This is a genomic window from Alteromonas sp. ABE4_545, from assembly GCF_056161325.1.
Genome location: NZ_JBSWYY010000023.1, coordinates 1 through 22,041, shown reverse-complemented (window position 1 = coordinate 22,041; position 22,041 = coordinate 1). Strand labels below are relative to the sequence as shown.

16 protein-coding genes and 1 riboswitch are annotated in these 22,041 nt (G+C 47.0%); of the genes, 9 read left to right on the top strand and 7 right to left on the bottom strand.

The window, feature by feature from the left end; genetic code table 11:
• Positions 1-55: 55 nt before the first annotated feature.
• A complete protein-coding gene (locus ACXAH6_RS16400; RefSeq protein ID WP_474878560.1) occupies positions 56-826 on the bottom strand; it encodes a SapC family protein in 771 nt (256 codons plus the stop codon).
• A 357-nt stretch (positions 827-1,183) separates the two neighbouring features.
• Here ACXAH6_RS16400 and ACXAH6_RS16395 point away from each other — a divergent pair, with 357 nt between their 5' ends.
• The 6 genes from ACXAH6_RS16395 to ACXAH6_RS16370 all read left to right on the top strand — a co-directional run bounded on the left by ACXAH6_RS16395 (position 1,184) and on the right by ACXAH6_RS16370 (position 11,041).
• Complete coding sequence (locus ACXAH6_RS16395; RefSeq protein ID WP_474878559.1) at positions 1,184-3,115, top strand: S9 family peptidase; 1,932 nt, start codon at positions 1,184-1,186, stop codon at positions 3,113-3,115.
• A 9-nt stretch (positions 3,116-3,124) separates the two neighbouring features.
• Positions 3,125-4,324, top strand: a complete 1,200-nt coding sequence (locus tag ACXAH6_RS16390; protein ID WP_474878557.1) for a dipeptidase — start codon at positions 3,125-3,127, stop codon at positions 4,322-4,324.
• 171 nt (positions 4,325-4,495) lie between these two features.
• Complete coding sequence (locus ACXAH6_RS16385) at positions 4,496-4,951, top strand: hypothetical protein (RefSeq protein ID WP_474878556.1); 456 nt, start codon at positions 4,496-4,498, stop codon at positions 4,949-4,951.
• Positions 4,952-5,012: 61 nt separating this feature from the next.
• The gene (locus ACXAH6_RS16380; RefSeq protein WP_474878554.1) at positions 5,013-6,368 is read left to right on the top strand and encodes a TolC family protein; all 1,356 of its coding nucleotides are present in this window, start codon (positions 5,013-5,015) and stop codon (positions 6,366-6,368) included.
• 1 nt (position 6,369) lies between these two features.
• Positions 6,370-7,872 carry an efflux RND transporter periplasmic adaptor subunit gene (locus ACXAH6_RS16375; RefSeq protein WP_474878553.1) on the top strand — a complete coding sequence of 501 codons (1,503 nt, stop codon included), beginning with the start codon at positions 6,370-6,372 and terminating at the stop codon, positions 7,870-7,872.
• The gene (locus ACXAH6_RS16370; RefSeq protein WP_474878551.1) at positions 7,865-11,041 is read left to right on the top strand and encodes an efflux RND transporter permease subunit; all 3,177 of its coding nucleotides are present in this window, start codon (positions 7,865-7,867) and stop codon (positions 11,039-11,041) included. Before ACXAH6_RS16375 ends, ACXAH6_RS16370 begins: the two co-directional genes overlap by 8 nt.
• Here the strand turns inward: ACXAH6_RS16370 and ACXAH6_RS16365 are convergent.
• Both ACXAH6_RS16365 and ACXAH6_RS16360 read right to left on the bottom strand, forming a co-directional pair.
• On the bottom strand, positions 11,024-11,413 hold the full coding sequence (locus ACXAH6_RS16365) for a YybH family protein (RefSeq protein ID WP_474878549.1): 390 nt from the start codon (positions 11,411-11,413) through the stop codon (positions 11,024-11,026). The genes ACXAH6_RS16370 and ACXAH6_RS16365 overlap by 18 nt on opposite strands.
• Before the next feature lie 204 nt (positions 11,414-11,617).
• Positions 11,618-12,691, bottom strand: a complete 1,074-nt coding sequence (locus ACXAH6_RS16360; protein ID WP_474878547.1) for an alpha/beta hydrolase — start codon at positions 12,689-12,691, stop codon at positions 11,618-11,620.
• Between the two features lie 198 nt (positions 12,692-12,889).
• Positions 12,890-12,981, top strand: a riboswitch (cyclic di-GMP riboswitch).
• A 67-nt stretch (positions 12,982-13,048) separates the two neighbouring features.
• Between ACXAH6_RS16360 and ACXAH6_RS16355 the strand changes: the two genes are divergently transcribed.
• Positions 13,049-13,744, top strand: coding sequence for an AAA family ATPase (locus ACXAH6_RS16355; RefSeq protein ID WP_474878546.1), 696 nt, complete (start codon positions 13,049-13,051; stop codon positions 13,742-13,744).
• Positions 13,704-14,024 carry a replication protein RepA gene (locus ACXAH6_RS16350; protein WP_474878544.1) on the top strand — a complete coding sequence of 107 codons (321 nt, stop codon included), beginning with the start codon at positions 13,704-13,706 and terminating at the stop codon, positions 14,022-14,024. The genes ACXAH6_RS16355 and ACXAH6_RS16350 overlap by 41 nt, the downstream gene beginning before the upstream one ends.
• 67 nt (positions 14,025-14,091) lie before the next feature.
• Here ACXAH6_RS16350 and prsR read toward each other — a convergent pair whose 3' ends face one another.
• The 4 genes from prsR to ACXAH6_RS16330 form a co-directional block, all read right to left on the bottom strand.
• The gene (prsR, locus tag ACXAH6_RS16345) at positions 14,092-15,453 is read right to left on the bottom strand and encodes a PEP-CTERM-box response regulator transcription factor (protein ID WP_474878543.1); all 1,362 of its coding nucleotides are present in this window, start codon (positions 15,451-15,453) and stop codon (positions 14,092-14,094) included.
• A gap of 9 nt (positions 15,454-15,462) precedes the next feature.
• Positions 15,463-17,502 carry an XrtA/PEP-CTERM system histidine kinase PrsK gene (gene prsK, locus ACXAH6_RS16340; protein WP_474878541.1) on the bottom strand — a complete coding sequence of 680 codons (2,040 nt, stop codon included), beginning with the start codon at positions 17,500-17,502 and terminating at the stop codon, positions 15,463-15,465.
• Positions 17,503-17,629: 127 nt separating this feature from the next.
• Positions 17,630-18,754 (bottom strand): beta-ketoacyl-ACP synthase III, encoded by a 1,125-nt coding sequence (locus ACXAH6_RS16335; RefSeq protein WP_474878540.1) that lies wholly within the window; start codon positions 18,752-18,754, stop codon positions 17,630-17,632.
• 239 nt (positions 18,755-18,993) lie between these two features.
• Complete coding sequence (locus ACXAH6_RS16330) at positions 18,994-20,790, bottom strand: choice-of-anchor I family protein (RefSeq protein ID WP_474878539.1); 1,797 nt, start codon at positions 20,788-20,790, stop codon at positions 18,994-18,996.
• Positions 20,791-21,090: 300 nt separating this feature from the next.
• On the opposite strand from ACXAH6_RS16330, the gene ACXAH6_RS16325 reads away from it, so the two are divergent.
• The gene (locus ACXAH6_RS16325) at positions 21,091-21,885 is read left to right on the top strand and encodes a M48 family metallopeptidase (protein ID WP_474878538.1); all 795 of its coding nucleotides are present in this window, start codon (positions 21,091-21,093) and stop codon (positions 21,883-21,885) included.
• Positions 21,886-22,041 lie beyond the last annotated feature (156 nt).

Here is a 22,041-nt window from a genome sequence, read left to right as displayed (position 1 = left end):
GTAGAAAAGAAAAAAGCCGGCGAATGCCGGCTTCGTTTCTGAGTCACTCAAGCAATTATTGCGCAGGGGCTTCTTGCTGTGCGTCTTCTGGTTTAACAACACTCAATTGCATAGTGCGAATTGGGTTTTCTAATGTGCTGCTTAGCTCTACAAGACGATTCAATTGTGCAACAGACATCATAGTGGCATAAGCTGCCCCCAAGAAACCTGATTTGTGTAGGTCGAGTACTACGTCGTCAGCAAGTTCAACCAACTTCTTCTCGTTGATGCTGAACATACCAGTGACGTTACGCTGAGAACCATCAACGTATAGTACGCGGATTTGAACAGGCTCTAGTAGGTCAAGTTCAACCAACTTCTTCACGAAGCGTTGTGTCATCATTTCGCTGTTCGCAAGGTCAGACAATAGCTGTTGACGATTTTTAAGGAAGTCAGACGCTTCTTCACCATTTTCAGAGAAAAGGGCTAGGCCATCTTCTTTGATTAGCGGGCTGTTTTCGTCGATGTACACACCCAACTTTTCGCCATCAGGACGAACGTCGAATGGGTAGCGAAGAATGTTCATTGGTACGTGTGGACCCTGCCAACGCTCACCTTGAAGGAACAAGTTCTGACCTTGTTCTACACCTAGCATAGCAACTGCATGGTGGTTTTGTGATTTAGGGTCTTGAATGAATACGATTGGCATAGTGCTAGCCAATTGTGCAAATTCACGGATAGAAGCCGCAGCTAGGTGCGTGTTCTTAGCAAAAGCAAAAGCATTGTCGACCGCAACTTTTACATCTTTATGCTTTTCTTTATCGAGCGGTACGTAGTTCATCGCCATAGTTCTGTCTCAATTACTGTTCCTGGTGGTTGAGTTCGCAGAAGGCGAACTGTTTTTTATTCCCACGCAAAATTAATTAATCATTGCCCCGATGAGTCCATTTCTCTCGGTAGCTCGCGGGGCAGTATTACCCATTTGAATTGCAGTGTCATCCCCAGCTTGCCTATTTTACCGTCACTTCGATGATCTTCAGACCACAACCGGACAATAATTGTACAAATCACGCTAAATTTGATTCAAATGCGCTGGGTTAGACTGGTTTACCGTAAATTTGTTTCAGTTCCACGACAGAAGTATTGTTTTCGTTTGTGCAGTTTCCTAATCTGGCTATTACATCAACGGTTTTTGGAGTTCCCCATGTTCAAAGGATTGCGCCCTTTTTCCGCTATTGTCCTTTTTTCAGGTCTTGCGTCGTCACACATTACTCAGGCAAACACCTGGCCTTATCCACAAGACACACCCACACCTCAAGCAGTGTCGGTAGGTCTTGCGGGTGACATGCCTGTCGACATCACACGATTTTTACTGGCTCATGGCGCATCTCAAGTTAAAGTTAATCAACAAGGCACTCAGGTCGCCTTTGTGAGCCGAGTGACAGGATCTCCACAGCTATGGGTACAGCCAATCGAAGGCGGGCAAGCAACGCAATTAACTTTCGGTAATGGCATTACCTTCTACCAATGGCATCCAGATGGCGAACACCTACTTTATGGTGCCGACAACGACGGTAACGAGCGCGAAGCGTTTTATCTAATCAGTGGCAATGGTGAACAGGAACAACTTGTGCTCCCTCATAGCCAAGCGTTTAGGCAATTTGGACGCTTTTCGCCCGACGGCAAAAAATTCACTTTCGCATCGACCGAGCGCAACGGACGAGATTTCGACATCTATGTACATGATTTTGCATCGGGCAAATCGCATATGTTGTGGGAAGCGCAATTTGGCTATTACCCCAGCGCTTGGCAACCTAGTAGCCAAACTATGGTGATAACCGAAGTGCGCGGAGAAGACGCCTCGGATGTGTATTTATTAAATGCGCATACACGAGAAATGCGCCCTCTGTTCAAGCCTCAGGTAGCCGCCGAATTTAAAAATATTCAATGGTCGCAAGACGGCAAATGGCTTTATTACAGTAGCAATGACGACCGCGAAATGATGGCGCTCATGCGAATGGATGCCAAAACGCATAATGTAACCTTACTCCGAGAAAGCCGGTACGACTTAGAGAACCTGCACCTTTGCGACCACGACTCGGTGATGGCATGGACAGAGAACAATCAAGGTTTCGATACCTTGTGGCTGATGGACATGGCTTCACAACAAGTGCAAAAAGTGGCATTAGAAGCGGGAGTTTACAATATCAGTTGTGCCGCCAATGCAAGCGCAATGACGGTAAATGTGAGTGGTCCAAGTACACCCGGCGATATTTACACCGTAGATACGCACACAGGCACAACCCGAAAGCTAAGAGCTGCTTCATTGGCTGGTATCCAAAAACAAGAGTTAGTCACGCCAGAACCTATTAGTTTCCCAGCACAAGATGGCGTAATGTTATATGGCCTGCTTTATTTACCTCAAGGCGAAGTCACACAGGCACCTTTGGTTGTTGATGTGCACGGTGGGCCTACAGCTCAAGCAAGACCTAGTTGGCAAGCACTTACTCAATATCTGGTAGGCAAAGGTATAGCTGTACTCGACATCAATGTGCGCGGCTCGACAGGTTACGGCAAAACGTTCATGCGATTAGACAACCAAACCAACCGTTTAAACAGTGTACGTGACCTTACTGATGCGCTGACTTATTTGAAAGATGACCCTCGTATTAACGCAAGTAAAGCAGCCGTAATGGGCGGCTCTTATGGCGGGTATATGGTTAATGCGGTTATGGGACTATACCCAGGTAAATTTGCTGCTGGCGCTTCATTTGTAGGCGTGTCTGACTGGGTACGCGCCTTGCAAACCGCTTCGCCCGGTTTGAAAGCCTCTGATCGCATCGAATACGGTGATATTCGCGAGTCACACTGGCAAGCATTTTATGCCGATAATTCTCCCATCAATACCGTACATAATATTGCTTCACCGATGTTTTATGAGCATGGTGTAAACGACCCTCGCGACCCAGTGACAGAGTCTGATCGCATGGTGAGGGTATTGCGAGAAAAACGCATTCCTGTGACATATTTGCGTTTCCCCGATGAAGGTCACAGTGTCAGTAAATTAGCAAATCGGGTGGTTTTTTACCGCGAACTCGCGGCATTTTTAGAACGACATCTTACAACAACAAAATAAGGAACACTCATGGCACACTCAAAGAGATTGCTCTCGCTTTTTGCGCTTTCTACTCTGCCATTCGCTCAGGCAATGGCAGAAGTTACACCCAGTAAGCAAGCACTCGCTATCGCAAAAGAAACTATTATTATTGATAGTCACATTGACGTACCTTACCGCATGCACAACAAGTGGGTAGATGTATCAAAAGCAACAGAAGACGGTGACTTTGATTACCCTCGCGCAGTAGCGGGCGGCTTAAATGCCCCATTTATGTCAATTTACGTACCTGCGAGTTTGGATAATTCAGACCAATCTACCCAATTAGCCCATGTACTGATTGATTCAGTGGAAGCCATGGTACAACGCGACCCCGACAAATTTGCGATTGCTTATAGCTCTGAGGATGTAAAAGCCCAATTTAAGCAAGGTGTGATTTCTCTGCCAATGGGTATGGAAAATGGGTCACCACTGCAAGGCAGCGTGGATAACCTCAAGCATTTTTACCAACGCGGTATTCGTTACATCACGCTTGCACATTCTAAAGCCAATCACATCAGTGATTCCTCGTATGATATACGTCGTCGCTGGCATGGCCTTAGCCCCTTTGGTCAGTCGCTCATTCCTGAAATGAACAATATCGGGATGCTTATTGATATTTCTCACGTATCTGACGATGCGTTTTATCAGTCGATTGAGTTATCCAAAACTCCCGTCATTGCCTCTCATTCATCGTTGCGTAAATTCACGCCGGGTTTTGAACGCAATATGGATGACGACATGGTGAAAGCATTGGGTAAAAACGGCGGTGTCATTATGATTAACTTTGGCTCAGGGTTTGTGTCGAAAGGTTCTCGTATCTGGCGCGATAATCTCACCAAGGCCAAAAATGCCGCAATAAAAGAATTTGGCGAAGACAGTGACATCGTTAAAAACTTTGACGACACTTACAAAAAAGAAAACCCTTACCCGTATTCGACGTTAGAAGAAGTGTTAGATCATATTGATCACGTAGTGGAACTGATCGGTATCGAACACGTTGGAATAGGTTCTGACTACGATGGTGTGGGTGACTCATTGCCTATCGGCCTGAAAGACGTGTCTAGTTACCCAAATCTGGTACAAGGATTACTCGATCGCGATTACAGCCGAGAAGATATCGAAAAGATCCTCAGTGGTAACTTCCTTCGCGTGTGGGCAAAAGTCGAGGATTACGCAAGTAAACACTAATGCCATTATCCATATGAGCCGTATTGGCGTTATTTAAGCCCGTCGCTGAACAAACAGATACCCGCTATCACCAAAGCTTGTTCAGTGACGAAGCTTTCGCGTATACTGGTTTTGTATACTAAAGGTAAGATATCAGTTAAACCTGATGTAATTTTCACTAATTTCGGTCTTATGCGTACGTTTATTTTCCATTTAATTGTGTTGTCTCTGACGATATTGCCTTTCGGCAGTAATGCGTCTGTGCAACTAATGGAAATGCATGGTCAAATAACACAAAGCATGACACATAACGCCATGGTGAATACGTCGAATCAACATCATGGTATGTCGTCGGCCACTGCTGACTGTGAGCAACCAGCGCCAACAATGCCTCATGAGCACGGTGCGAGTAGCCACCATTTCTCAGACCATAGTTGCTGTGATGATGCAGCAACAACAATAGACCATAGCGACTGCTGCCAAGGGCAATGTCAGTGTAATTCTGTAGCACAATGCACGCACATTGCGCTCATCCCTGTACAGCATCTCGCCATTGGTTATTCGCGAGCGAAAGTTACCATTTCGCATATGGCGCTTCCCCCCGCTCCCCTACTTCAAAACGACGAACCACCCGTTATTACTGCCTAAATTCAGCTATTTCTCACTGGCCTTATCGCTAGTTGTTACATCGTGTTTTTAGGTAAAAGTCATGACAAAAATTCAATCGCGCTTTCAGTGTGTGTGCATTATCACCACAGTTGTTGTTGCTATTTTTAGCTCCCCTCTGTTTGCAGCAGAGCAAGTAAAACCGCTTTCTTTTTGGCTTAAAAAAGCCCAGCAGCAAGATGATTGGCTTTCCCAAAGCCAATGGCAAGAAAAAGCCTTAGTAGCGCAAAGTGAGGGCGTGAATGCCTTGCCCGACCCTCGTGTGGGTATCTCCATCGCGAATATGCCGCTAGATTCGCTATCACTCGACCAAGAAGCCATGACACAAATAAAAGTGTCTGCGTCGCAGCAGTTTCCCCGTGGGGATTCCGTTGCGTTAACCGCTCAAAAGCTACAACAAGAAGCAGGAAAACAGCCCATACTACGCCGGTTACGGCAAAAAGAGGTCACCCGCGACTTCACCTTGCGCTTTATCGCCGCCACCAGCGCGAAACAAAGTGAAAACTTGATCGCCAAAAACCAAGATTTGTTTTCCCAACTTGCTCACACGGTGGAAAGCGATTATGCCGTGACTTCAAAAAGTACGTCTCAATACGACGTGTTGTCGGCACAAGTGATGCTTGCAGACATTCAAGATCGCGTGGAGCAATTGCACATCGACGCCGACAACGCTCTGTTCGCGATGTTGAGCTATCTTGACCCTACTAACGATGCAACCCCCTTGCGCCAGACACTTGAAAACACGGCGTCAGAATGGCTTCACTCTTATGCTACCTTAGCGTTAAACCAAGCCTCTGAAACCAACAATCAAACCTTATTAGCTACGCTGTCTTCGCACCCGAAAATACAAGGGGTCGTTCAAGCAATGGGCGTTAATAATGTAGAAAGCCAGTTGGTTGAAGCCTCATTCGAGCCACAATGGGGCGTTGAAACCAGCTACGCCCATCGCCAAGATTCGAACTCGGTATCACGACCTGATTTTTTCTCTGTGGGCGTATCAGTCGACGTCCCACTATTTAGTCGTGACACCCGCTCGCCCAAATTACTTGCCACACAAGCGAAAGGCGAAGAGCTGGAAACCCAGCGTCGTTTGTTGTTAAAGCAAATGTTAGCCGAATACCAACGGCTTCAAAGCCAATGGCAAGGCATGATGCAAAGACTTGCCCGCATCGAAACCGCGATTATTCCCATTCGAGAACAACAAGCCGATGCCGCGCTCAATGCCTACACCAATGATACCAGTAGCTTTTCAGACGTACTGGAGAGTCGAATTAACTTGTTAGAAGCCCAGCTAAACCGAGTGAAACTGCTGCAACAGCTCGCTCAACTACAAGCTCAGCTGCACTATTACTTACCAGCCCCTCAAGACAATGGCATGGGCAACGAGGAGTCGTATTAATATGAAATATTTGATTATTGTTATCATTACATTGGCGCTGGGTGTAGCCATTGGACGCTTGGGAATTCAGCACCCACCGACTCAAAATGAACACCAACCAGCACGTGAGATCTTGTATTGGGTTGCCCCTATGGATAGCAGTTACCGCCGCGAGGCACCGGGTAAGTCTCCTATGGGAATGGACCTGATCCCCGTATACGCTGATGACGCAAAAACAAACGCCACTGGCGTTGATATTCCCAAAGGCGTGCAACAGCAGTTAAATATTACAACGGCGGTTGCGGCGTATCGTAATATTTCGCCAAGAATTGAGGCGGTTGGATTTGTCGCTTTCAACGAAGACAAATTGATCCACGTTCACCCTAGGGTTAAAGGATGGATTGAGGATCTTTCGGTAACAACCGAGGGGCAAAGTGTCACTCAAAATCAGACGCTGTATACCTTGTATTCGCCTGAATTAGTGAATGCGCAAGAAGAGCTCGTATTAGCCCTGTCGAGAAAGAATCCGAGTTTGATCGCCGCAGCAGAAGCTAAACTCAACGCGCTTAATATACCTTCGTCTTATATCGAGGGCTTAAAGCAAGGTAAAAAAGTAAGCCAACACATTGCTTTTCCCGCGCCTCAATCGGGCATTGTCGCCAACCTAAATATCCGTCCGGGGTTCTTCGTTGAACCTGGCACCACTATGATGGCCATTGCCAACCTCGACGAGGTATGGATATTGGCCGATGTATTCGAACGCCAGGCCGATCAAATCAGTGTTGGACAAACAGCCAAGGTCACTTTTGACGCTCTGCCAAGCAAAAACTGGCAAGCTGAAGTGGATTACATCTACCCCATTATCGACGGTAATACGCGTTCACTAAAAGTGCGCTTTCGCATGCATAACCCCAATGGGTTGCTTAAACCCAATATGTTGGCCAACCTTACTTTGAACCCTCACAGTGACAAACCTGTACTGAGTGTGCCAGCCAACGCCGTAATACGCACTCACGAACAATCTCGGGTTGTCATACAAACTGACGATAAACAATTTCAATCGGTTGCCGTTACAACTGGCTTGATCACCCATGATTTCATTGAAGTAACCAAAGGTTTGAACGACGGAGACCGGGTGGTCACTCAAGCTCAATTTCTTATCGACTCTGAAAGTGATGTGACAACCGCGCTCAATAAAGTCAGCGCTGGGATGCCTGACGGCCATCACGATATGGCTGAGCATACACGCACACCAGAACCAAGTTTGCCCACCGCCACCGTGATGGGTGTGGTGAACAGTATTGATGCAGACAATCATGTGATCAACATCTCACGAGGCGCTATTGAAAAATGGGATCGCGGCCCGGCCACCATGGATTTCAGCGTAGCGCATGGCGTGTCACTCGCGAAGATAAGCGAAGGCCAAGAGGTACACTTTACCTTTGTGATCGACAACGGCGAATTCATCGTCACGCACATCATGCCGATGTCGATGGAAATTCACGGAGCTCATCAACATGATTGAGGCGATTATTCGATATTCACTCCAACACCGGGTACTCGTGTTGATCGCGGCGCTGATACTTACAGGCAGTGGCTTTTGGGCAGTCAAGCACACACCCGTTGATGCCATTCCCGACCTATCTGACGTTCAGGTAATCGTTAAAACGGCCTATCCTGGCCAAGCACCGTCGGTGGTGGAAGACCAAGTTACCTATCCACTTACCACCGCCATGCTGGCCGTTCCTGGCGCGAAAACGGTAAGAGGGTTTTCTTTTTTTGGCGACTCTTATGTTTACGTACTTTTTGAGGATGGTGTAGACATGTACTGGGCGAGAAGCCGCGTACTCGAATCACTGTCTCGTGTGAGCGCCCAGTTACCGACGAATGCGCAGCCTGAACTCGGGCCTGATGCAACTGGCGTGGGTTGGGTATACGCCTACGCCCTCAGTGATACCAGTGGCAAGCTAAATCTCAGTGATCTACGTGCATTACAAGACTGGCAGCTCAAATTCGCATTGCAAACCGTACCCGGCGTGGCTGAAGTCGCCACTGTTGGCGGCATGGTAAAGCAATACCAAATAGTGGTAGACCCCAACAAGCTCGCTGCTCTTAACCTGCCGTTAAGCCTGATTGAACAAGCAGTAGCAAGAAGCAATCAGGAAATTGGTGCGTCGGTAGTCGAAATGGCCGAAGCGGAATACATGGTAACGGTAACCGGCTACATCAAGCAGCTTGATGCGTTGCGCTCGATTCCCCTTGGCGCAACACTCAACGGTGTGCCAATCACCTTGTCAGATGTAGCTAGTGTACAGTTAGGCCCTCAATCTCGTCGTGGTATTGCTGAGTTAAATGGAGAAGGCGAAACTGTGGGGGGTATTATCGTGATGCGATACGGTGCCAATGCTCAACAGACCATTGACGGCGTAAAATCAGCGCTTGATAACCTCAAAGCGAGTTTACCTGACGGCGTAACCATCACCACTGTGTATGATCGCTCTGCCCTCATCGATCGGGCAGTGGATACCTTGTGGCAAAAACTGCTCGAAGAGTTAATTATCGTCGCGCTAGTGTGCGCCTTATTTTTACTCCATTTACGCTCGGCGTTAGTGGCTTTGGTTACCCTGCCACTGGGTATATTGAGTGCATTTATCCTGATGCATTGGCAAGGGATCAACGCCAACATTATGTCTTTAGGTGGTATTGCTATCGCCATTGGAGCTATGACCGATGGCGCCATCGTAATGATCGAAAATCTCCATAAACACATGGCAAATGCGAAGGATAGTGAATCCTCTGAGCAGCACTGGCAACGAGTGGCAACGGCTGCGACGGAAGTGGGGCCTGCGTTATTTTTCTCGTTGCTGATCATCACGGTGAGTTTTTTACCCGTGTTTATGCTTGAAGCCCAAGAAGGTAAGATGTTTTCGCCACTGGCTTACACCAAAACCTATGCCATGGCAGCGTCGGCGGGGCTTGCGATCACGTTAATCCCTGTCTTGTTGGGTTACTTTGTACGTGGGAAGATTCGCCCTAGTGAAAACAACCCGCTTAATTATGGATTGCAAGCGGGATATCGCCCAGTATTAAAAGCCGTGCTAAACGCCCCAAAAACCACGCTGTCGATATTGCTGATACTGACCGTCATAGGCTTTTACCCTATTACACAATTGCAATCGGAGTTTATGCCTGAGCTAGACGAAGGCGATTTAATGTATATGCCTACCACCTATGCGGGCATTTCGATTGATGAAGCGAGACGGGTACTACAAAAAACCGACCAGTTAATCCGCACTATTCCTGAAGTCAGTACTGTTTTTGGTAAAGTCGGTCGTGCCGACACGGCTACTGATCCCGCCCCACTCACCATGATAGAAACCTTTATTCAATTAAAGCCCAAGTCGCAGTGGCGCGAAGGTATGACATCAGCAAAATTGCAGGCAGAGTTGGATCAAACTATTCGCTTTCCCGGTGTCACTAACGCTTGGGTAATGCCCATTCGCACTCGTCTAGATATGCTGACTACCGGCATCAAAACCCCACTGGGTATAAAAGTCAGTGGCGAAGACTTCTCAACCATTCAAAATATTGGTCAGCAAATCGAATCTGTACTCAGTGAGCTTAACGCTACCCAGTCGGTCTACGCAGAGAGGGTTGCGGGGGCGCGCTACATTAATATTGATATTAATCGAGACAAGGCTGCTCGGTTTGGTATGACTATCGCTGATATTCAGCAAGTGATTGCTACCGCCATTGGCGGAAAAGTACTGACCACGACAGTGGAAGGACGAGAGCGTTACCCAGTGAATATGCGCTATCCCCAGTCGTACCGCAACAGCCCTGAGAGTATGGGGCTATTACCTATTGTTACGCCTTTGGGCCAACGGATTGCCCTTGCCGATGTCGCCAACATTTCAATTGAACAAGGCCCACCGGCCATTAAAAGCGAAAATGCTCGCGTAACCGGCTACGTATTTATTGATGTAGACGATGTGGATATCACTGACTACGTACGAATGGCCCAGCGAGCCATTGACCAGCACGTCACGATCCCAACCGGTTATCAACTCACATGGGCAGGCCAGTTTGAATCCATGGCAAGAGCCGAAGAGAAACTCAGCTATGTGCTCCCGATAACCCTAGCCGTTATCATCGCGCTTTTGTATTTGAGCTTCAGGCGTGCCAGTGATGTAGCGCTTATACTGATCACCCTCCCCTTAGCCATGGTAGGAGGTTTATGGTTACTCTACAGCTTAGACTACAAGTTAAGTGTGGCCGTGATGGTAGGCTTTATAGCATTGGCCGGTGTAGCGGTAGAAATCGGCGTTATTATGTTGGTTTATCTCAACAGTGCAGTAGCCGAACTAAAACAACAATGGCTAGCAGAACAGGATGAACCTAGCCGCGATCAACGCGCTTATAACCAAGCGCTTAAATCAGCCATTATTGAGGGAGCGAGCCAGCGGGTTCGTCCTATTGTGATGACAGTGTCTACTGTAATGATTGGCCTCATGCCGGTGTTGTTTAGCCACAGTGATGGTGCTGAAGTGATGAGCCGAATCGCAGCCCCCATGGTAGGAGGCATGGCCAGTGCATTGCTGCTCTCGCTCATTCTCCTCCCGTTGGCCTATTATTTTTCAGCACGGCAATACCAGATATCTTTACCGTTAACGTCATCAGGCAAAATCGAGTAAGTCTGTACCAAAGAAATTGTCGATAATGCAGCGCCATTGACCATCACTTTGGCGTTGCATCACATACAAGGCTCGCTTGCCTTCACAAGGTGTGGCATTAGGCGCGGCTTTGGGGATCAAATACAACTTACTGATCACCAGCGCGATATCCCCTGCTTCAATGACTATCTCATCACCGGTTGTGACTAAATGTGATGGCATGTATTTGTTCTGAAATGCTTGTAATGCACTCACGCAATCATGTTGCTGCTGGCCTAGTGGCGTAGCCACAACCTTGGCGTTATCACTGTAGCAATCAGAAATAGTTTGAAGGTCACCGCTGTTCACGGCGTGATGCAAACGAGCAAGTAATTCGGTGATGGATTCTTTCATGGCTGTCGTCTCTGTTTTTTAGTGTTACCGCAAAGACTGACAAACAAAAAACCCGCCTTTGCGGCGGGTTTCGGTAATAGTTATTTACGTACTATCAAACCCGCCAATTATTAATAATAGCGAGGAGGATAATGTTGAGTGCAACGGCAGGCTTAAAGCCTGTTCGTGATTCAGTACGTAATGTCATAGTTGCAGTATTCATCGTCACTCAGTGAAAGTCAACGGCTTTTGTGGCTCAGGTTGTTTTGCGTAAAATCCCAAAAACCCTGTCAACGCCGACATCATGGTAACAAATTGTGGGTTGGCTTTAGGTACAGCGCACTGCTCTTCGGTATTCGCGACCCGGCTTTTGTCAAAATTCATCTCGCGGATCATCGACCAACTCACCACAAGGTCAGCATGGCAAAGTGCATAGCTCTCATCTATTCTGAAAAAAGTATTGTCTGAATCGGTGTGATTGAGCAGATCATCAATACCCTCAATTGGCGTAGTCACATCCGCTTCTGAATGAGCGGCAAATAAGGGCACCTCAATACGCTTTCCCTGCTCAAATTTATCGCGAATATCCTCAATGATATCCATTAATTCTAATCCAGCGAAGCCTGCCACATCAGGGTATTTGTATGGGTTCGGGCCATCGGTAATATAGTCGCCATCAATCAGTTTTGCGACCCACTTAATCCCCCAGATACGCGACATCCCCTCTGCGTTGTCAGACAATGCCAACGCGCCAGAGAATAATACTATGCCGCCAATGTTGTCCGGTGCATCTAAATACTGTTGTACCGCTAGCGCACCGCCGGTAGAAAAACCACCGATAAAGACTTTTTCACCCAACTTCGGTGCCAACGCCATCACGTCATCGACGTGCGCTTGCCAGCGCTCGGCCAATTGGCTGTCTTTCATGTCATCTTCAGCGTCTTTTAATCCGTGTCCGGGAAGCAAAGGCACCACTACCGTATAGCCTTGGTTATATAATTCCAAAGCGATAGAGCGTAGAAAAAATGGCGAATCACTCAAACCGTGAAACAACACAATAACGTTGTCGGTTTTTCTGTAATGATGAAGGATAAACGGCGCATTGCCTTCGTTGCGAAGTGCTGGGGAACACACAGCGTAACTGTTTTTATAGGGTTGTCGACAACGCTCTGTTTGTCCTAACTCTTGCTTGTACAAGTTGGTAAATTTTTCCAGCGTTGGCTGTACAAACTCTGAAGGTTGCGCCGCCACAGAAAAAGTCACTAATGCTAAAAAACCGCTTACGATCGTCCTGAACAAGATGAACTCCCCAATGAATAAAACCGTCAGGCGCATAGTAGAGGGGTTCCCATTGCTTTGCAATTATTAGCTCGGAATGCCTTTGGGTATAATGCGCTATACCCTTTTTCTAAATACCATGCCGTATCCCTCTAGCGAACACTTCCAAGCTTACATACCATTACATTGACGCATTGCAGCAAGGCTAGCAATAAGTCACGACGAAAAAGGCAAAGCGGCGCGAAAGCCCGTGACGCAAAGCTACCGGTCTACGCCTGCATACACTGAGGCTTGATAGCGGAGTTACCGAACGAGTTCTAGAAACCCCGTTTCTGCGCGTTCACTTTTTCAATCACTATTGAACAAGAGGACCAAGTCATGATTATTTTAGTGGGCGGCGAAAAAGGCGGCAGTGGAAAAAGCTGCATCGCCCAAAACATCGCCGTATATTTGCGAACCGAAAAGCAAGCCAATGTATTAATGGTAGACTGCGATCCACAGCGCACCACGTCTGATTGGGTACAAGAGCGCAGTAATGACGAAAGTTTGCCAAACATTAATTGCATTCAGCTTTACGGGAAAATCCGCAATGAACTAATGAGTTTTCGGGATCGTTACGACTACGTGATTATTGATTGCGGTGGTCAGGACAACCTCGCGTTACGTTCTTCTATGGCAGTGGCAGACCACATTCTGATCCCTCTACGACCGAAGCGCCGAGATCTCAAAACCGTGCCACATATGGAAGACATTTTATCAACTTGTAAAATGGTCAACCCCAAGATGAACGCCGCATTTGTGATCACACAATGCCCGTCTTTGCCAAGCTTAGCCAGCCGTATCATAGAGGCGAAAGAAGTGTGCCGCTCTTTTGAAATTCCGGTGCTCAATTCGGTTACTTACAGTCGTAATATGTATGATGATTCTGAAGAATCGGGACGTTCGGTGATGGAAAGTGAGCCTCAAGGGAAAGCAGCTGTGGAAATTCGCAGTATTATTGAAGAATTACTCGCCCGTAAAAAAGAGGACGCCTATGAGTTTGGTCAGTCTATGCCGCTCCACGCGGTCAACTAATAAAGCGGTACGAGCGGTTTCTTCTGATGAGTTTATTGATGACGCCTTGCGTTATGCAATGGGCGCGAATGCGCCTGAAGCAAACCCGACGGTTCACCCAATAACTCACAATGAGACAAACGAACATAAACCGGCAGAATCAGGCCCGATGAGAAGAGCGACATTTACGCTTTCTACGGAATGCATCGCAAAACTGTCTCACTTGAGTGAAACGTCTGAGACATCACGATCAGCCTTGATCAGGCACTGGATCACTACCCAATTTGATGCCAATACATAACCGATTCACCCCATAAAAAAACGCAGAGGCCCTAGCACTCTGCGTTTTTTGTGATGCGAGAATACAGCTAGTTGCTGCTTTTGAGATCTTCGAGGTTGTATTTATCTATCAATGAATACAAGGTTGGCCGTGTCACTCCAAGGGCTTCTGCTGTCTTCGACATATTTTTATCCGCCGCTTGATACGCACGACGAATTGCCCGACTCTCAGCCGCTTCTCGTACTTCTCGCAAATTCAATATCTCAGGCTCTTTACTCGACGATGACGCAAACAAACCCAGATCATCCGCTTGCACTACCGCTCCTTCCGCCATAATCACTGCCGACTTCAGCTTGTTTTGCATCTCGCGAATATTACCCGGCCACTTGTGAGCTAACATGGCTTGAATGGCGTCGTCGCTAAAGCTCTTAGCCTTGGCATTAAACTCTTCGCGGTATTGATTTAAGAAGGTGCGAGCAAGCAAAATAATATCCTGATCACGTTCCCGTAGCGGAGGAATATTAATGGGTATTTCTCCCACGCGGTAGAACAAATCCTCACGGAAGGTTTCTTGTTCGACCATTTGCGGGATATTCCTGTGTGTAGCGCAGATCACGCGAATATCTACAGGAATTTCGTTGCGCCCCCCCACTCGTTCAATAACACGCTCTTGTAAAAAGCGCAGCATTTTCGCTTGCAAACCTATGGGCATATCGCCAATTTCATCTAAGAAAAGCGTTCCACCTTGAGCGGTTTCAATTTTACCAACAGTGGTTTTATTAGCCCCCGTAAACGCCCCTTTTTCATAGCCAAAAAGTTCACTTTCTAATAGGTTTTCAGGGATCGACGCACAGTTGATCGCCACAAACGGTTTGTCTTTTCGTGGGCTGTGTTCGTGAATGCTGCGGGCAAAGACTTCTTTACCTGTACCACTTTCACCGAGTAGCAACACACTGATATCTGTTTGCGCAATTTTTTCCGCTTTGCGCATCACAGCTTGAATGGCGTCACTGTTACCAATAATTCGGCCCATAGCTGGCTTGGCACGCGCTAGCACGCGGTTTTCTTCTTCCAAGTTGGCCAAATTTAGCGCGCGATTCACTAGTAATTGAATGGTGTCAGAGTCGATGGGTTTTTGATAAAAATCATAAGCGCCTAGATCAACCGCTCGCAAGGCATTTTCTTTATCATTATTACCCGTCACTACGATCACTTTGGTTCTGGGTGCTAAAGCCAAAATCTCTTCAAGGGCTTTTAACCCTTCAGAAGCATTCGCTGGATCTGGCGGTAATCCCAAATCCAGAGTGATGACTTTGGGCTCAAAACGTCGTAATTGCGCAATAGCAGAACTTCTGTCCTCAGCAAATACAACGTTAAAGCCACTAAAACTCCATTTTAATTGTTTTTGAATGCCGAGATCATCATCGACAACCAAGATGGTATCCGTCATGCCTGCTTCCTATTTGCTTGATGCTTGTATTAGCCCAGTAGGAAAAGTCAGCGTAAACATACTGCCTTCTCCCACTACACTTTGTACTTCTAATTTTCCGCCTATGGATTCCATGTAGGTCTTGGCATCATAGGCGCCTATTCCCATTCCCGCGTTCCCTTTCGTCGTATCGAAAGGTTTGAATAAGCGTTGCTCTATAAACGCTCTTTCCATGCCTATACCGGAGTCTTCTATGATGACACGCTGTTGTCCTTCACTCACCAGTAAGGTAACGGTAATCACGCCGTTGTCATCGGTCGCCTGTTGGGCATTGCTCAACAAGTGATACATCACATTGTTAAACTTTTCGTGATCGAGCATCACCCTATGCTCTTCTATTACCGTCATTTGCGGTGTGGGGGTTAATTGGTGACAGCGCTGACTGATCACCTGTTCGATTAACTCTGATAGTTTATGGGAAGACAAGCTGCCTGTCTCTGCTACTTTCTTCTCATTTAACTGCTTTAACATGCGATCCATCCTACTTTTAGTGTGATGGAGCGTTTCAAACGTATCGTCAATAAACTCAGGATTATCTTTATGTTGCTCAGCGTTACACAGAATGAGATCGATTTGGGCCATGACATTTTTCAAGTCGTGTAAAACAAACGCCGACATACGACTAAATGCCGCAAACTGTGCATTTTCCGCTAAAACTTTAGCTGCTTCATGCAAGTTAACATAGTTGCTCACCTGTTCAGCCACTGCATTGAGGTAATCTCTTACTTCCCAGTTAACCACAATTTTTTGCCGATCAATAGTTTGCAGTAAGGCACATCCCCAGAGTTTTTCTTCGTGATAAAACGGGATCAATATTTGAAACTGACATTCATCTGTCTCACTGCGCGACAGCGGTAAGTCGTCATAGGCATAAGGCTTATTGCGAAAGCTGGCGATATCAATCAACCAACTCTTATCTTGATGGCGTCTAATTTTTTGCAATAAATTAAGATCAGCGTCATTGAGCGTGCCATACCGGCTTTGGGCAACTATGACAAAGTCTTCATTTTGTAACTTAACCAAGCTCCCGCTGTCGTAATCAATCGTATCAAGCATGCTCTCTAATGCAACGGTATACACATCTTCGAGACTTTCGGTAGGTTGAGACAGAGCCTGAGTAAGGTGGATCCACTCTTCGCGGTAATCGTATTGATTAGCAAAAAAATGCTTGGTTATAAATACCTTAATACGAGTGCGTACCTGATTCGACATAAACAAGGTGCCGAGTAACACCACAGACAAACCCATCAAGACAATTTGAACGGTGCTGCCCCAACTTCCGCCAATATAATTAATGGCATAACCGACTATCGCCATTAAAAACAAATACGCACTGGCAACCAATAACAGTGAGCTATGCAATACAATTTCGCGGGAGATAAATATCGTGATCCCCCACTGCTGAATGCGCCTGATAGACAACACCAGCAACGGCAGCAACATCACGTAAAGATACCCACGGGCAGCGATATACCCCAAATCGATATAGGTCACGAGTGACGCATTCGCATACATCACAAAGTCGAACAGACTGGTTGCACCCAAATACAGCACCAGCGGTTTGTATGCCCATTTGTTGTCGCCTGCTTGACGATACAAAAGCTCTAATAAGGTCAATATTTCAAGGGCAAGGATAATGTGAGCGAGGTAGATCCAGTTAATACTTACCGAGGTTAATGACACGACTCCCAAGGCAACGACGGGGGGAGTCATAATAGCTAATGTGGAGCTGTTTTTAAGAATTTGCGCTAGGCTGGTAAAGTCGCTGCGCAAGCAACTTGCTAGAAAAAGTAACCATATGCCCTGCTTCACGACATCCAGTGTGAGCAGGTAATACAAATTGATCGGCCCGAATAACTTCGTTACTAATCCACCCGCCCAGACTACAGTTACAACACTGGCCAGCATGAGCAGATACTTGGCTAAACCGGCTTTTCTGACTGTAAGTAGTAGCAACAATAAAAGTGTGTACGCAACGGCGGTAAGTGCGTAGCCTATGTCTGCAATCATCCTGACTCTGCTCTGCTAACAATAGTAAAGCGGCTTTTCTTTATCTAAAAAGCTTGGGTGCTTGTACAAAAAGAAGGTAGCCACCTCTCAATAAATAGGGGTTGCAGGCTACCTAATGATGCGGCAACTAGCGCTTTTTAATCACTAAACTACCGATTGAATAACCTGCCCCAAAAGAACAGATTACGCCAAGATCGCCTGCTTGCAAATCTTCATGATGTAAAGCAAATGCGATTATCGACCCAGCTGACGCTGTATTTGCATAGGTATCGAGCACGATTGGCGCTTCTTCTCGCGACGCATCGCGTTCTAGCAGCTTTCTAATAATTAGCGTGTTCATATTGATGTTGGCTTGGTGTAGATACCAGCGTTTAACATCAACCGGCGCCAAGTCGTGACGAGCAAGGTGAGACGCAATGTGTTCTGCGGCCATCGGGCACACTTCTTTAAACACTTTACGGCCCGCTTGGTGAAATAATTTATCGGCACCGTAAGGGTCAACGTCATTCGCTCTGGTGATGTAGCCGAAGTTAGAGCGAATATTATTTGAAAATTGGGTTTTCGCTTGGGTGCTCAACACGTCATAGACATGTTTTGCTGTAGCCGTCTGTGCCCCTTCAATAACCGTTGCAGTTGCCACGTCGCCAAAAATAAAGTGGCTGTCGCGGTCGGCATAGTTAATTTGTGGCGAAACCAATTCTGGGTTAATCACCAACACAGCTTTGGCATTGCCCGACGCAACCATTTCCCACGCACGATGCATACCAAACGTAGCGGCTGAACACGCAACAAGCATATCAAACCCAAAGCCTTCGATACCCAGCGCTTCTTGCACTTCAATGGCGATAGCCGGATATGAGCGTTGGGTGTAGGCGCAAGATACGATCACTGCATCGATATCTGCCGCCGATTTATTGGCTGCTGCTAAGGCTTTTTTGGCCGCTTCTATGGCAATTTCCGCTTGGTCAGACAATTCATCTTCTGCGCGTTCGGGAATGATTGGGCGCATGCGTTCAACATCAAGTGCGCCCTCTTTGCGGTAAATATAACGGCTTTTGATCCCAGACGCCTTTTCGATAAACTCAGCGCTTGAATGCGGTTTAGCCGTCACGGTTCCGGCTTCAATTTCGTCAGCGTTTTCTGTATTGAATGCGTCGGCATAAGCATTGTAGCTCTGCACTAACTCTTCGTTGCTGATGCTGTACTCTGGCGTCCATACGCCCACACCGCTTATAACAACTTGCTGTGACATAGAATTTCTCTTATTTGTACCACAATCATGAATGAGCCAGGCTTCTCATTCGTCGTATACTGCCCTAATCAGTTGTACTCAGAAGAAAAAACGAGCACATCACCTTCATGCCTCAATGTGAGCATAAATGGCAGCATTTTGCGGATAATAGTAGCTGTTTGAGGGTAAAATGTCATGAAACAAAAACGGCGTACTTCATTAGTACGCCGTTACATTACACAAAATTTAAAAAAATTGGTTTAAAGCTGAGTGATGTTCCAAACAGACACTGAACCACTCACTTCGTTACCGACCAACAGAATAGGAGTGCCTGTAGGGCTGTTTTCAGCAGCAACAAACACCAAACTTTCTGGCGCGAGGTCACCAATACTATCGTCCACATCCAAGCCTTCGGTTAGGTCACGGTTAATCACATAATCAACAAAAAAAGCTTCGTATGGGTTGGTGATGTCATATACAAATATACCGCCCATGCGCTCAAGACCGATGAATGCATAAGTGCGGTCACCAATTTGGCCAACGGTTAATGCTTCTGGCTCTGGGCCTTTGTTCTCAGAACGTGAATCCCCTTCGTTTTCGTCATCGCCGTTATTAAACGCCGCGCCGTGTACTGAGGCAGTAATGCGTTCAAAATCATCACCCGAATCAAACACAACCAAGCCATTTTGATCCCAAATCGTAAAAGAGCGGGCGCCGTATGTATAAGCCGCGTCGTACTCGCCATCACCGTCAGCATCACCCAAGGCTTTGGTGACGCGAAGGTCATCAATATCACCTTGTGTTTGCAACGCTTCCAGCAATGAGCCGGCTTCTGCGTCTAGGTTTTTCACTTTTACTTCGTCGGTATAGGCAAAGCAATCGCCGTCGTCGTAATCTTCGCCGCCAGCAGCAGTGCACGCTTCTTCGGTTTCTGTTTCAAAAATATACTCGCGCGCATCGCCTTCGTTCGCCGTTAAGATAAAGGTCGCGCCTTTCCATTCGTATTTCGTAATTGTGTCTGGCATATACACGCCATACAGGCCTTCGTACATACCAAAGCTGACTTCGCCATCTTCTTGCGCATCAATGTACAATTCAGACCAATCTTTAAAGCCCAAACCGACAATTTCAACCGAGTTATCTGTCAAATCGATCACGGCGAGGCCGTTGTTTTCTTGCAGCGAAACATACGCAACGTCATTGGTAGCAGTAATGTATTCAGGCTCAAGATCTTGCGCCACCGTTGTGGCGATAGTCACACCGTTAATCGTACGGCCCGACGGGTTTGGGAACTGCATGCCCATTGCTTCGAGATCGGCTTGCGCGCCATTAAATGACTGGAAGTTGATCATAGTGGCGGTATCCGCTGGCGTACCATCTGTCACGGCGATAACCGATACTGAACCTTCTGGGTCAACAGTGTAGTCGCTGCTTGGTTCACCTTCGTTTGCCACAAGCACCTTAGTACCATCAGGCGTGAATGTGACCATGTCTGGCAAATTGCCCACTTCTACCGCTTTGATAAATACAGGCGCGGCATTATCCAAACCGTTGTAGAACAACACAAAGCCGTTATCAGCTTTCGCATCAGCGGGGATCGCAACCGCTAACATGTCACCTGAAACTGCAATACTGGTAAGGCTATCCAAGGCAATGTCATTCACACTCTCAGGTAGCGCAAAACTGTTAACTGCGAGATTGGTTTCTGTAGTCGGCGAGGTTAACTCTGTCGTTGTTAACGCAGACGCGTCAATGATAGACACGCTATTGTCGGAGCTACTGGTGGCATAAATAGTATGTGTAGCGGCGTGATACTGCACAATTTCAGCCGAGCCAACACCGTCCAAACCGGCTCGACCAATCACGCTCAACGCCACTCCTAGAGTTGCGTCAGCCCCATCACTGCCATCCGCACCGTCTTGACCATCTTGTCCCGCTTCACCTTGTGCTCCCGTTGCGCCTTGCTCTCCGTCGTCACCTTCTAAACTGCAACCAGTTAACACCGTTGCCAATAAGGTAGCAAGCATACTCAATTTGAATTTGTTTTTAATTATCATGGTTTTTCCTACTCCGTGAGTGTAGTGCAAGCGCTTTCTTCTGAAGCACTTATAGTTCGTAATCAGTGGGTTAAACCATGTAAGGCTAGGCGGGAGGAATGACAAATTAATGTCACTGAAGTGACAAATCTATTACACCGTGAAGATTTCCCTTGGCGACAACGGGGATTACCTTCATTATTTACTTATTCAATATAATGTTAGCATGTCGATATGTGATCGAATTGCTTTCGATTTGCTTACGAAGTACATGGAAGGCTGTTAACCGCCTTGAATTCACCACCATCAGAGGATTGATTGATGAAGTTGAAAAATGCCGCGTTGGCACTGCTAGTCGCGTTGGGTGTGACAAGCTGCGCAACCTCACCTACGGGTCGAAGCCAATTTTTGTTATACACACCCGCACAGTTAAACGAAATGGGTGATCAGGCTTTCACATCGATGAAAGAAGAACTGAAAATTTCGAGTAAACCTGTGCAAAACAGCTATGTGCAATGTGTGGCAGACCAACTAACGCCTCTCGTACCTCAATCTATCTACGACGGTGAATGGGAAGTGGTGGTATTTGAAGACGAACAAGTAAATGCCTTCGCACTGCCGGGCGGCAAAATTGGTGTATATACCGGCTTACTAAATGTGGCCGTTAATCAAGATCAACTAGCTGCAGTTATCGGCCACGAAATTGGCCATGTTATTGCTCAGCATGGTAACGAGCGTATGTCTCAATCTGCCGCAATTAACATGACGTCGTCGGCAGTATCTCAAGTATTAGAGGCGAATGAAGTGGCTCAAAGTGGTGCCATCATGGCGGGTATTGGCATGGGGTTCCAAGTTGGTGTTCAATTGCCTTTCAGTCGTACTCATGAATCAGAGGCAGATTTAATTGGCCTTGATTTAATGGCTAAAGGCGGCTTTAACCCTGAGCAGTCAGTAACGTTATGGCAAAATATGTCTGCAGCTAGCAGTGGTGAGCGCCCGCTAGAGTTATTGTCGACTCACCCTTCACCAGACTCGCGAATTGAAAACCTACAAGCACACATGCAAGACGCGCTAACCGCCTATAATGCCTCGGGCAGTCGTCCGCAATGTAAATAAATGTCCACCAGCGCAGTGTAAATACTCAAGCATCGCGCCATTTGGATAGATTCCCCCGGGCATGCCCGGGGTTCTATCGGTTACAGCTCCATTCGGAGCTGATCTGAATCCTTCCGACCTTGATGCTCAACGTAGTTCCGTATTGTGTGCTCGTCT

Bases quoted from the DNA above. Each gene is read 5' to 3' on its own strand.
- ACXAH6_RS16330 (WP_474878539.1), bottom strand. From the start codon at position 20,790: ATGATAATTAAAAACAAATTCAAATTGAGTATGCTTGCTACCTTATTG.
- ACXAH6_RS16370 (WP_474878551.1), top strand. From the start codon at position 7,865: ATGATTGAGGCGATTATTCGATATTCACTCCAACACCGGGTACTCGTG.
- prsK (WP_474878541.1), bottom strand. From the start codon at position 17,502: ATGATTGCAGACATAGGCTACGCACTTACCGCCGTTGCGTACACACTT.
- ACXAH6_RS16355 (WP_474878546.1), top strand. From the start codon at position 13,049: ATGATTATTTTAGTGGGCGGCGAAAAAGGCGGCAGTGGAAAAAGCTGC.
- prsR (WP_474878543.1), bottom strand. From the start codon at position 15,453: ATGACGGATACCATCTTGGTTGTCGATGATGATCTCGGCATTCAAAAA.
- ACXAH6_RS16390 (WP_474878557.1), top strand. From the start codon at position 3,125: ATGGCACACTCAAAGAGATTGCTCTCGCTTTTTGCGCTTTCTACTCTG.
- ACXAH6_RS16395 (WP_474878559.1), top strand. From the start codon at position 1,184: ATGTTCAAAGGATTGCGCCCTTTTTCCGCTATTGTCCTTTTTTCAGGT.
- ACXAH6_RS16325 (WP_474878538.1), top strand. From the start codon at position 21,091: ATGAAGTTGAAAAATGCCGCGTTGGCACTGCTAGTCGCGTTGGGTGTG.
- ACXAH6_RS16400 (WP_474878560.1), bottom strand. From the start codon at position 826: ATGGCGATGAACTACGTACCGCTCGATAAAGAAAAGCATAAAGATGTA.
- ACXAH6_RS16335 (WP_474878540.1), bottom strand. From the start codon at position 18,754: ATGTCACAGCAAGTTGTTATAAGCGGTGTGGGCGTATGGACGCCAGAG.
- ACXAH6_RS16375 (WP_474878553.1), top strand. From the start codon at position 6,370: ATGAAATATTTGATTATTGTTATCATTACATTGGCGCTGGGTGTAGCC.
- ACXAH6_RS16380 (WP_474878554.1), top strand. From the start codon at position 5,013: ATGACAAAAATTCAATCGCGCTTTCAGTGTGTGTGCATTATCACCACA.
- ACXAH6_RS16350 (WP_474878544.1), top strand. From the start codon at position 13,704: ATGAGTTTGGTCAGTCTATGCCGCTCCACGCGGTCAACTAATAAAGCG.
- ACXAH6_RS16365 (WP_474878549.1), bottom strand. From the start codon at position 11,413: ATGAAAGAATCCATCACCGAATTACTTGCTCGTTTGCATCACGCCGTG.
- ACXAH6_RS16385 (WP_474878556.1), top strand. From the start codon at position 4,496: ATGCGTACGTTTATTTTCCATTTAATTGTGTTGTCTCTGACGATATTG.